Below are 12,994 nucleotides of genomic sequence, written 5' to 3'. Positions count from 1 at the left end.
GGGGCGAACTTGCTCGGGCCATCGGGAGCAAGTGATGACGCTCTCAGACGGCGGACGAACCTTTGGTGCGCTCTTGCATTGTGGGCGGGTGCAACTTCTCCCACGCATCGTCTGGCATCGTTCCTTCCTGAAACCAGTACGCATTCTGTGAGTCGCGGCACACTACGAAGTGCTCCTTGCAGTGATACCGATGCCGCCGGTTGAAGTCATCGACCAGTTCCATTGGCGTATCTATGTAGCCTGTCCATCCCTGCCAGTTGAGACAGAGGCATTGCTGCGGTGATATTGGCATGGTCACTTCTATCGTCTTGATCCCAAGGCCCGGGCTGCGATAGAAGGGAGGGAGCTTATAGGCCTCGGGGTCAAACCATGTGCAGGGAGCATCAGACGTTATAAACCCGATAGGGTCGTCAGTGCAAAATATCGCTGCGTCCATTTTCTGAAGCACAGGTACCGTGATACGCAATGTGGGACCGATCATGTGTTGTAGCGGCTTGGTGGCAAGTTGTCTCACTTGCTCGTGCGTCAGCGAAGAATAAGGTGCGGAAGGCGGTTCTAGTGCCTGGGCGATTCGCGCTTGTTCTTCCGGGCTCGCTCTCGCCATGCTTTCTGCAAGATCATCGGTGACCTTCAGGACATGTCCCCATTGCGCCGCATGATGGTCACGGGAAGCAGTCGTTCGTATCTGCGCAGCTGCGACAAACATGCACAGGTAGATGTGCTCTTCGGGAGTTAGCTCGCGGCGAAAGTTGAATTTACTGTTGCGCATCCGCACGAAGCGGTCTTCGATGGTCGATAACGTTGCCTCGATACGCAGATCACGATTGCCATCAGCGTCTTCGATTGTGTATAGGTCTGTCTCCGTGAACAACTTATGCGGAGCACGGCGAACACGGCTGGAGCCATCGCGCTCGAATACCCATACGAATGGTTCGTGATTTGGTGGGCGGTCAGGATCGCACCAAGCCTTCATGTACGAGGCAGGCACGTAGTGCTGCTTCTTGTGACTTTTTCCCAACTCAGGCCTCGCTCGCGTAGTTTTCATCGAGTGTCAGTGGACTGCTCGGATTCTGGCACATTTTCAAGGCTGACTTTTCTGTGACGCCATTCAATGGGGTCTGGCCGCAGTCAAAAGGTACTTCTCCCCCCTCGAAAACCGGGGGCAATTGCGCGAGCGCTTTTTTCCTGTAGCTACAGACTTCAAAAAGTCTTTGCACCCCGCTGGAATATCCGGGTTGGGCTCTCCCGGGCGAAACCCGTGCGAACTGCAAAGTCGGCTCTGCAAACCCCTGTTTGCAGCCACCCTGATCCTGGGAGGCGCGCGTGTTCCGGCAAGGGCGCAATATTGAAAGCCATACGGGCACGGTCAAGGTTCCTTCACTCGCGCGCGACAGCGCGCCATCCCAATAACACCACCGTTTGAGTACACGGTTCTAATCGACAGGCCGTCAAAACAGCGACGGCTCAGGCGTGGAAACCTGAAAAATCTGAAGACCGGTACGCCTGCTACTGCAGGTCGTACCCTCGCCTCTGCACGTCCATTCTCAATGGGCGGGCCTTGGCGGGGAGGCGCTCGCGCCTGCCGGTTGCTGGTCTTCAGAGCCGGTTTTCCACCCCTGCCATCGTGCCCGCTCACCCCCTCTGTCACCGGTAGCACCGGGCGGGCCTTCTTCTCGTGATCCAAGACAAAAAGAAGGAAGCATCATGCAGAAAAGTGGTCCCCCGGCAACACCTCCCCAATCCCCCGAATCGGGTATCGGCCTTGTGGAGGAAAATGCCGTGCTACTCAATGCGCTGGAAGCCCTGCTTGAAAAGAGTGCTGAATTCGCGCAGCACCAGACTCACATCCTTGCACGCATTACACAGATGGCACAGACACTCACGCGCAAGGAGGGGCTGGCGAAAGACCGCGCCATGCTCGCGGCCCTGCTCAAGCTCTATGCCGAGGATCGCACAGCCGCAGTCAAGGACTACGCAAGTGAGGTGACAGCCGCCCGGGAGTTGCATCGTTCAATCAGGTACCGTGAGGATCACGGGCTCAATCCCTGGCCACTCAAGATTTCGATAAGCATCCACTAGCGACCGGTAAGCCGGTCGCTTTTTTTTGTGTCTCAAAAAAGAGGATTCCTATGAATGACATTCTTGAATCGGCCTGATAAATAGCCGGGTCGCATTTCGGGAAATGCGGACATGGGACAAATCCGATTTCTGGAATCTGTTGTCATTCCGCATTTCAATTAACACTCCTTGACAATCCCGTGGGGCTTTTCGGCATACCTTCGCAAGCCTGACGTTGATTACAAAGCGTAATGCAAGATGAATAAGAATATCTTCCGGCTGGTATTCAGCCGCTGTCGGGGCATGCTCGTTGCCGTCGCAGAAACAGCCGTCGCCCATGGCCGGACCGGTGACGGCGAAACGCGCGCGCCTTGCACTCCGGTTTCCATCATGCAGTTCGCGATTCGCCACGTGGCCTTTGCCGTGCTGGTGCTCGCCGGATTCGCTCCCGCTCTGTCGGACGCACAGATCGTCCCCTCTGGCGCGAACGCGCCGAACGTGATCAGTACGGCGAACGGGTTACCACAGGTGAACGTGAACCGGCCGTCGGGGAGTGGTGGCGTATCACTGAATACCTATTCGCAATTTGACGTCTCACGTTCAGGCGTGATTCTGAACAATTCACCCGTGATAACGGGCACGCAGCAGGCCGGGCAGATCAACGGCAACCCGAATTTCGGGGCGAACCAGGCTGCGCGCATCATCGTGAACCAGGTCAACAGCAGCGCGGCGAGTCAGATCAACGGCATGCTCGAAGTGGCAGGACAACGCGCAGAGGTGGTGATAGCTAACGGTTCCGGCATTTCGGTGAACGGCGGCGGCTTTCTGAATACCTCGCGCGCCATTCTGACGACAGGCACGCCGAACTTTGCCCCGGATGGTTCGCTCACCGGTTTTAATGTGACTCGCGGCAACATCACCGTGCAGGGAGCGGGACTCGACGGCTCGACTGTGGATCAGGTTGACCTGCTGGCCCGAGCGGTGCAGGCCAATGCGGAGGTGTACGCCGGGAAAAACCTGAACGTCATCACCGGTGCAAACCAGATCGGTCACGACTCACTGGCGTTCACGCCGATTGCGGGCGACGGACCCGCACCGGCCGTCTCGATTGACGTGAGCCAGCTGGGCGGCATGTACAGCGGGCGGATTTTTCTGGCGAGCAATGAGTACGGTGTCGGTGTTTCGAACCAGGGGGTAATCGCCGCGCAGGCGGGCGACCTGACGCTGCAATCGAACGGCCTGTTGTCCCTCACCGGCAGGACCAGCGCGAGCGGCAAGCTTGCCGCTACCGCTGGCGATATCGAGAACAGCGGCACGACCTACGCGCAGCAAAGCGCGACGCTTTCGGCCAGCGGTACGGTCACGAACAGCGGCATGGTGGCCGCGCAGCAGAATACTTCCCTGAACGCTGGCTCGGTGAGCTCGACCGGCACGCTTGCGGCCGGCGTGAACGGCGACGGCTCGCTCGCGCAGACCGGCGACCTGAATGTAAGCGCATCCGGCGCGGTGACGGCAACCGGCCGCAATGTGGCGGGCGGCAATGCGAGCGTGAGCGGCGCGGTGGTCAATCTCGCGAGCGCGACCAGTTCGGCGAATGGCACGCTTTCACTCGCTGCGAACAGCGGTGACCTGAACCTGTCGGGTGCGACCACGACGGCGGGCGGCACGCTCGACGCTCGCGCGACAGGCACCCTCACGAACGACAACGGCGCAATGTCGTCGGGCGGCGCACAGATCATCACGGCTGGCGCACTTTCGAACCGCAACGGCCAGATCGTTTCGGGTGGTCCGCTGACGGCTAACGTGACAGGTGCTGTGTCGAACGCGGGCGGCACGATGCAGGCGGCGGGGGCGCTAACGGCGAACGCAGGCAGCCTCGACAATACGGCAGGACACATCACTTCACTGAATGGCGATGGCCTGAGCGTTGTCACAACCGACCTGCTGAGCAACGGCGCGGGCGGCACCATCGGTGGCAACGGGAGCGTGACCGCGCAGGCCGGGCAGCTTGCCAACGCGGGCTCGATCACGGCAGTGCAGTCGCTGATCGCCCGCGCCGTGCAGACGCTGTTCAACAGCGGCACCCTGGCCGCCAACGGCAACACGACCGTCTCGGCGGGCACAGTGTTGACCAGTTCCGGCACGATCGGAGCCGGCCAGCTGGCGAGCGCAAGCGCCACGACAATCGACAACAGCGCGGGCGCAATCAGCGCGAATCAGATCGCGTTGCACGGAACGAATCTCCTCAACCACGGCGGTACGATCACGCAGACCGGAACCGGCGCGACGACGCTCGACATGACCGGTACGCTCGACAACTCGGCAGGCGGCACACTCCAGACCAACAGCACGGACCTGACTCTTGCACCGGCCGCGCTCGACAACGACGGCGGCACGATTACGCATGCGGGTACCGGCACGCTGACGATTACGCCGGGTAACGGTGCCGGGACAATCTCGAACGTTCACGGAACGATCATCACTGCCGGTCAGATCGCGGCGCAGGCCGGGAGCCTGAACAACGCGACGGGCGTGTTCGCCGCGCAGGGCAAGATCGCGGCGAGCATCGCCGGCAATATCAACAATACGCAGGGCGCGATGCGCTCGCTCACGTCCCTCTCGCTCGCCAGTGGCGGCATGCTGACGAATACGAACGGACAGATCCAGTCGGGCACGGGCTTGGCGGGCGATGCGAGCACGCTCGGCGTTCAGGCTGCGTCGATCGACAATACGAACGGTCTCATCAGCAACCTCGGCACGGGCGATGCGACCGTGCAGGGTGGCAGGCAGATCGTCAACAGTGGCGGTGTCATGACGGGCAACGGTAATGTGGCCGTCGGCACGTCATTGCTCTCCAATATCCGGGGCGGACAACTGAGCGGCGCGAGCCTCGCGGTTCAGGCGGATACCGTCGACAACAGCGGCGGCAGGATCGGCAGTTTTGCGGGCTGGACTGGCGACGTTGCCATCACGACGACCGGCGCGGTGACGAACGCGAACGGCCAGATTGGCGCGACGCATGATCTGTCCGTGAATGCCGCGACGCTCACGGGCGGTGGTGCCTACAGCGCGGCTCATGACGTGGCAGTGAGCGTTCAGGGCGATTTCGCGCCCACGCCCCATGTGCAGTTCAACGCCGGTCATGACCTGTCCTTCACCCTGCCGGGCACGTTCAGCAACGGCGCGCTGGTTGAGGCGGCGAACAACCTGAACGTCCATGCCGCCGATGTCCGGAACAGCGGTGTCATGATGGCGGGCGGCACGCTCGCGACGCATTCGGACACGCTGGAAAATGCGGGCGTGATGGTTGGCGGCAGCGTCTCGCTGAACGCAACGCAATCGATCACGAATTCCGGGCCGACCGCGCTGATCGGTGCGACGGACAGTAACGGAACGCTCGAACTTCTGTCGAACGACATCGAAAACCGCGACGACACGACGACGACCGACACCCTGGCGACGACGGCGATTTACGGTCTTGGCAAGGTGGTACTGGCGGGCGGCAAGAATGCGGACGGCAGTTACACGAACGCGAGCCTGATCCGCAACCAGTCGGGGCTGATCGAGTCGGCTGGCGACATGGAACTGCATGCCGCTCAGGTGACGAACACGCGCACGACGATGACCACGACGGGCCTGAATCAGTCGGTCGATCCGGCCCTGCTCGCGCAGCTCGGCATCAGCCTGTCGGGCTGCACGGCGGTCGACATGGCCGCCTGCTCCGGTCAGGACATAGGCTGGGCCATCTCCCAGCCGGATAACCCGGCATTCCTGACCATGATTGGCGGTGTGTACACGATCCCGCCGCACGGCGGCCAGTGGAATAGCGGCTACCAGTACACGACCTATACGGGCGTGGCGCTCGCGAACCTGATTGCGGGCATCAGTCCGCAGGCGCAGATCATGGCGGGCGGCAATCTGGACGCGTCGAAGGTCGGCCTGTTCCAGAACTACTGGAGCGCGGTCGCAGCAGTGGGCAATATCGCCGCGCCTGTCACGCTCGACCAGAACAGCTGGCAGGGCCAGAGCGCGCCCGAAGTGCAGGTCACGTACTCGGGCTACTACCACTACAACAACTACGACAACACCGAACACAACTGGACGCTACCGTTTGGCGATGCGCCGTTTGTCGGTTCCAATCCGGGCGGCTACCAGGCGGCACCCTCGGATGTCCGCTATTACGCCCTGCCGAGCTACGAATCGACGTTTGTCGCGGGCGGCACGCTTTCCGGCACGGGCGTGAACATCGATAACACGGCGGGTAACGCCGGGATGCCTTCGCCCGGTCTTGTGCCCGGCCAGTCGCTGGGCGGCGTGACTGTTGGCAGAGTCAGCGGCGGCGGTCTGGTCAATCCGGTCATCGCCAATGCGACTGCGCAGAACGTGCTGCAAAACCTCTCGATTCCCCAGGGCGGACTGTTCAGCCCCGCGACTGCACCGGGCGCAACCTACCTGATCGAGACCAACCCGGCGTTCACGAACCAGAAGACGTTCATATCGAGCGACTACTACCTGCAACAGCTTGGCCTGAATCCGCAGACGACGGAGAAGCGTCTGGGCGATGGATTCTACGAACAGCAACTGGTCCGGAACCAGATTACGTCGCTCACCGGCAAGGCGGTACTCGGCCCGTACACCGACCTCCAGTCGATGTATCAGGCGATGCTCGACGCGGGCGCGTCGCTGTCGAAGTCGCTCGATCTGCCGCTCGGCATGAGCCTGTCGGCTGAACAGGTGGCGGCGCTCACGGGCAACGTCATCATCATGCAGACCGAGACCGTCAACGGGCAGCAGGTACTCGTGCCGGTCGTCTATCTCGCGAAGGCCAGCCAGCAGGACATGAACGGACCGCTGATTGCGGCGACCGACATCGATCTGCAGAACACGCAGACGTTCACGAATAGCGGCACGATGCAGGCAGGCAATACGCTGTCGATCCAGGGTCAGCAGATCGACAACGCGTTCGGCAAGCTGCAAAGTGGCGGCCTGATGTCGCTCGCGACCACCGGCAATGTTGACCTGACCTCAGCCACGGTGAACGCGGGCAGCCTCGCGCTGAACGCGGGTGGCGACCTGTTGCTGAACACGGCGGTCAAGACCATTGATCAGGTCAGCGCAACTGGCGCGACACGCACCACGACCACGCTTGGCCCCATCGCGAACCTGAACGTGGCGGGCGATGCCGTGATCGTCACGGGCGGCAACGTCGAGCAGAACGCGGGCAACCTGAACGTGGGCGGCAATCTCGGTATGGCCGTGGGCGGGAACTACGATATTGGTTCGGTACAGACTGGCGAACACAAGATCGTCGAGCGCGCGAACGGTGTATCGGATACCGATATCAACCAGACGACCGGCAGTTCGATTAACGTCGGCGGCGTTTCGCAGATCGGCGTCGGCGGCGATCTGACGGCGACGGGCGCGAACATCAATCTCGCGGGCGGCGGCACACTGGCTGCGAATGGCAATGTGACCTTGCAGGCGGCGAAGTCAACGTCAGCGGTCGACAGCAGCAGTTCCGGTAGCGATAGCCACGGAAGTTACTCGGAGTTGTCGCACCGCTCGGACGATACGCTCACGGCAACGACGCTCAATTCCGGCAATTCGCTGACCGTTGCATCAGGCAGCGACATCAATGTCACGGGCAGCGCGATCAGTCTCGACCGGGGCACCGCGACGCTCGCCGCAGCCGGTAACGTCAACATCGGCGCGGCAACCGAAACGCACGTCGACAACGAACAGGAGCAGCACAGCCACAGCAATATCGTGAGCGGCAAGGAGGTGGCGAGTTCGAGCAACACCACCGCCACGCTCTCGCAGGGCAGCATGGTTTCCGCAGACGCCGTGACGATCGCCAGCGGTAACGACATCAATGTGAAAGGCAGCACGATCGTCGGGACGAACGATGTCGCGCTTAGTGCAGTGCATGACGTGAATATCACCACGTCACAGGACACCATGCAGTCGTCCAGCACCTATGAGGAGACCCGAACGGGTCTGGGGACGAGCGGCCTGAGCGTGACGGTCGGCACCAACAAGCTCGCGACGACCAGTGAGGCATCGGGTGTCACGAACAACGCGAGCACGGTCGGCTCGCTGAACGGCGACCTGTCGATCCAGGCGGGTAACACCCTGCACGTCACCGGCAGCGATCTTGTCGCGGGCGGGAACCTCGCGGGAACGGCGGCCAACGTCATCATTGACGCGGCCACCGATACCTCGCACCAGGCGCAGACGCAGAAGACCAGCAGCAGCGGCCTCACGATTGGTCTGGCGGGTTCGGTCGGCGATGCGATCAACAACGCGTATTCGGAAAGTCAGGCAGCGAAGAATTCGGCCAGCACGGGCAATGACCGCGCGGCTGCTCTGCACAGCATCGCGGCGGCTGGTGACGTAGGTCTGACCGGTATGGCGGCGGCTGACGCGGCAGCAGGTGGCAAGCCGGATATCGGCATCAAGGTCAGCATCGGGTCCAGCAAGAGCGAAAGCCAGTCGTCGGAAGATCAGACAATGCAACGCGGCTCCAGCGTGCAGGCAGGCGGCACGGCGGGATTCGTGGCAACGAACGGCAACCTGACTATCGCCGGGTCGAACATCAGCGCGAACGATGTCATTCTGGCGGCGAAAAACCAGGTGAACGTCATCAACACGACCGACACCGATTCGACGCGCAGCTCGAACAGTTCCAGCAGCGCGAGCGTCGGCGTGCAGTACACGCTGGGCGGCGGCTTTGGCGTCTCGGCGGCGATGTCGAACGCGCATGGCGATGCCAACAGCGACGCGTCGATCCAGAATGCGTCGCATGTGAACGGCGCGAACAGCGTCACGGTGATATCGGGCGGCGACACGAACATCATCGGCTCGCAGATCAACGGCAAGCAGATCGCGGCTGACGTGGGCGGCAACCTGAATATCGTGAGTGTGCAGGACGTGACGAACAGCGCCGCGCACCAGAGCAGCACGGGCGGCGGGTTCACGATCAGTCAGGGCGGCGGCAGCGCCAGCTTCAGCGCGCAGAACGGTCATGCCGATTCGAACTACGCGGGCGTCAACGAACAGGCTGGCATCAATGCGGGCGATGGCGGGTTCAACATCAACGTCAAGGGCAACACGGACCTGACGGGCGGCGTGATCTCAAGCACGGCCGACGCGTCGAACAACAGCCTGACGACCGGCACGCTCACGTTCAGCGATATCCAGAACCAGTCCCACTACAGCGCGAACAGCAACGGCATCAGTGCGGGCGTGGGCTTCGGTGGTAACACCGGCAAGGCGGTTGGCCCCGGCTCTGTGAGTGGCGCGCCGGGCGTATCGCCGATGATCTCGCAGAACGAAAGCGGCGACGAGAGCGCCACCACGCGCAGCGCGATCAGCGCGGGCACGATCAATGTGACGAACGGCGCGGAGCAGACGCAGGACGTGGCGAACCTGTCGCGCGACACGACGAACACGAATGGCACAGTCGCGAAAACGCCGGACGTGAACGCGATCCTGAACCAGCAGGCCGACACGATGCAGGCCGCGCAGGCGGCGGGCCAGACGGTATCGCAAGGCATCGGCGCGTATGCTGAATCGAAGCTGGAGGCGGCGCAGAAGGCCGGTGACGCGGCCGGAGAGGCCGCGTGGGCCGAGGGTGGCGACAACCGCGCGCTGCTGCACGCGGCGGGTGGTGCGCTGATTGGTGGCCTTGGTGGCGGCAGCGCGTTCGGGGCTATCGGTGGTGCTGCCGGGGCGGGCCTGTCGTCGAAGCTGGCGGGGCAGCTTGAGAGCCTTTCGAAGGGTGTAGCATCAGAAACGGGCTCGGAACTGCTCGGCAACCTCGCTGCGAACGTAGCGGCGGGCGTCGGAGGTGTACTCGTCGGCGGCACCGCAGGCGCGGCCACGGCGTCGAACGTCGAGTTGTACAACCAGATGCTTCATCAGAAGAAGGACCTGGTATCGCAGGCGTGCGGAGCGGGTGCGCAGTGCAGTGATGCAATGCTGAATGCTGTGATCCAGGCACAGGGGGAGCTCTCCGGCGCAGCCGCAGATAACGTCGCCCAAACAGGAGCGGCTGTCGGACTGGCGGCGGGTGCTGCTGCCGCAGTCGCTCTCGGTCCCGAGGCGTTCGCCGCATATCAGGCTGCGCAGGCGGCGTATTCTCTTACGAGGGGAGCCTTGACTGGTGCAGCCATTTCCGGCGCGACATATACGGCACCGATTGTGCTGAGGTCGGATTACTCCAGCGTTCAAAATTTCGTTGACAGTTTCAACCAGCAATTCTCCCCGGCTGGTCTGGCCGCAGCAGCGAGTGTGGGAGCGGTAAATGGCATGTTCGCAACATCGATGTTTAGCTGGGCTGGAGTGCCAAATTCCTTCAAGAATGTCACCACGGTTCCCGGCTTTGTGCTTCAGGCCAATAAATTTTTCCTGGGACAAGCAGCAGGTAAAGCGGCTCAAGCCGCAGTTCAATCTTCTCAAGGATCATCAAGCAAATGATGAGGAGCTAACAATGATCGACGGTTTCTGGAGTGGCATTTTTGGCGGCCTGCTTGGACCAGCCATTTCGCGTTGGCTTGGGCGGTACACGTTTTGGAAAGTATTTTTCCTCACCCTAACTGCGATTTACGCGCTGATGTTTTTAATTGCGGGCTTTAAATTCGGCGTCGTACATGCGTTCAAAACGATATCGGCAATAATTTTTACAGTGCCGGGATTTTTTGCGCCAGCCGGGATTGCAGCCGCGCTGGCATTCTGCGCGTTCCTTGGGGCAACGGCAGCAAAGAAAAGGGAATAGCCCCCGAGAGTCAGGTTATCCACCTGATGATTTTTCGAAAGATGAATGAGAGTCGAGAATTACAGGGTCTTTTTGAAAAATGGTGCATAGACCAAGCAGCCGTTCAGCCATCAACTAAAAGCAATTCGCATGAAAATCCGCAAAAGGCTGGCGGCATTGCCGCTCACAGCCCTGATAACGCTCGCCCATGCGCAGCAGATGCCGACGCCCACACCAGCGGACAAAGCAGCAGCGGCACGCGCCAGTGCCGAGCAGAACCAGCAGGTCGAGCAGCAACGCAATGCGCAGGAACGCGAAGCGACGGTTAATGCGCCTTCGGTGCGCTCGGCGGTTGAGCGTGCCTCTGGCTGGCCTGATCTGCCGGCTGAAACGCCGTGCTTCCGTATCGATTCGTTCGTTCTCGATGTACCTGCGACACTGCCCGAGGCAGTACGCAAGCAAGGCGCGTCCGCATTGCCGCTCGACCGCTTCGCGTTCGCCCGCGAATGGCTCGACCACTACACGGGACAATGCGTGGGCAAGGCGGGGCTCGACACGCTCACGAAGGGACTGCAACAGGTCATCCTGAGCCGCGGCTACATCACCACGCGCGTACTGCTGCCCGAACAGGACCTCTCTACCGGCGCGCTGGAGTTCGCGCTGGTGCCGGGTGTCGTGCGTGCGATCCGCTTCGCCGAACCTGCCACGCGCGGCACGTGGAAAACCGCCTTTCCGGCCCGCGAGGGTGACCTGCTGAACCTGCGCAACCTCGAACAGGGACTCGAACAGATGAAGCGCGTCAGCAGCCAGGATGTTTCCATGCAGATTGTTCCGACCGACGTACCCGGCGAAAGTGACGTGGTGCTCGACGTGAAGCGCACCAAACCGTGGACGGTGGTCGCTTCGGTGGACAACTCCGGCACGCGCGCGACCGGCAAGCTCCAGGGCAATCTGAGCCTTGGCATCGACAACCCGCTCGGGCTGAACGACATTTTCAACGTCGGCGTCAGCCAGGATCTCGAATTCGGCGACAAGGGCCTCGGCTCGCACGGCTGGAACGGCTTCTATTCCGTTCCGTGGGGCTACTGGACCGGCACGCTGTCGGCCTATACGAACACGTACTACCAGCAGATCGCGGGCGTCAACACGACCTTCGTGTCGAGCGGCAATTCGCAGACGGTCGATTTGAAACTGGCGCGTGTCCTGATGCGCAGCCAGAACAACGTGCTTGGCGTGCAGTTCCGCCTGACGAAGCGCTTTGGCGAGAGCTTCATCGAAGATACCGATATTCCGCAGCAGCACCGCAACAATACTTTCATCGAAGCCGCGTTGACCGATCGCCATTACTTCGGCGCATCGCAGTTCGACGGCAGTCTCGCCTACCGCCAGGGCATTGGCGGACTCGGTGCAACGCCGGACTACTATTCCAATGGCCCGACCTATCGCTTCCACATGGCCCTGCTCGACGCGAACCTGTCGGTGCCATTCCAGATCGCCGGCCAGCCGCTACGCTACGTGACGAGCGTTCACGGCCAGTTCACCAACAACACGCTCAACTATATCGATGACCTGACCATCGGCAGCCGCTACACGGTGCGCGGTTTCGACGGCGAAACGATGCTGGCCGCCGAGCGCGGTTTCTTCTGGCGCAACGAGCTTCAGTTACCGATCGGCGCGACGGGCCAGTCTGTGTACGCGGGTATCGATTACGGCCGCGTGTTCGGCCCGAACACCCCATTTCTCGCCGGTACCCAACTCGCGGGCGCGGTGATCGGTGTGCGCGGTAGCGCATCGGCAAAGGTCGGTGTGCTTGCCTACGACCTCTTTGCAGGTACGCCGGTCTATAAGCCGTCGGGCTTTCCGACTGCGCGCGTGACGCTTGGATTTCAGGTGACAGGACAGTTCTGACAGACGGTCTGTGCCGTTTCCGCGCAGTCGCCGCAATTTCCCCACCCGCTCCCCACGGAACGGGTTTTAATGGATGCTTCAACCGGCTCAATCGCTGGAAGCCTTATGGGACAAGGCTTGTAGGGAATAAGGGTTTACTCTTATAATGCCCCTGTGCGGGGCGGCACCTACTTTCTTTGCTGCTGCAAAGAAAGTAGGCAAAGAAGACAGCTCAAACCGCTAACTCTTAAGCGGGTCCCTTGGTCCGCGTGAGGTAGTGGTGCATCTGGAATC

At 61.5% G+C, this 12,994-nt stretch carries 5 protein-coding genes; 4 read left to right on the top strand and 1 reads right to left on the bottom strand.

Features of this window, described 5'->3' with window-relative positions; all coding sequences use genetic code 11:
* Window positions 1–43: 43 nt before the first annotated feature.
* Window positions 44–988 (bottom strand): DUF4238 domain-containing protein, encoded by a 945-nt coding sequence (locus AB4Y34_RS12700; protein WP_368716210.1) that lies wholly within the window; start codon window positions 986–988, stop codon window positions 44–46.
* Between the two features lie 716 nt (window positions 989–1,704).
* Here AB4Y34_RS12700 and AB4Y34_RS12695 point away from each other — a divergent pair.
* The 4 genes from AB4Y34_RS12695 (at window position 1,705) to AB4Y34_RS12680 (ending at window position 12,721) form a co-directional block, all read left to right on the top strand.
* A complete protein-coding gene (locus AB4Y34_RS12695; RefSeq protein ID WP_368716209.1) occupies window positions 1,705–2,079 on the top strand; it encodes a hypothetical protein in 375 nt (124 codons plus the stop codon).
* Window positions 2,080–2,316: 237 nt separating this feature from the next.
* Window positions 2,317–10,536 carry a hemagglutinin repeat-containing protein gene (locus tag AB4Y34_RS12690; protein ID WP_368716208.1) on the top strand — a complete coding sequence of 2,740 codons (8,220 nt, stop codon included), beginning with the start codon at window positions 2,317–2,319 and terminating at the stop codon, window positions 10,534–10,536.
* Between the two features lie 13 nt (window positions 10,537–10,549).
* The gene (locus AB4Y34_RS12685) at window positions 10,550–10,834 is read left to right on the top strand and encodes a hypothetical protein (protein WP_368716207.1); all 285 of its coding nucleotides are present in this window, start codon (window positions 10,550–10,552) and stop codon (window positions 10,832–10,834) included.
* 129 nt (window positions 10,835–10,963) lie between these two features.
* On the top strand, window positions 10,964–12,721 hold the full coding sequence (locus AB4Y34_RS12680) for a ShlB/FhaC/HecB family hemolysin secretion/activation protein (RefSeq protein WP_368716206.1): 1,758 nt from the start codon (window positions 10,964–10,966) through the stop codon (window positions 12,719–12,721).
* Window positions 12,722–12,994: the final 273 nt, after the last annotated feature.

It is taken from the genome of Paraburkholderia sp. BR10954 (assembly GCF_040965775.1).
Taxonomy (GTDB): domain Bacteria; phylum Pseudomonadota; class Gammaproteobacteria; order Burkholderiales; family Burkholderiaceae; genus Paraburkholderia; species Paraburkholderia youngii.
This window is presented reverse-complemented; position numbering and strand designations above follow the sequence as displayed.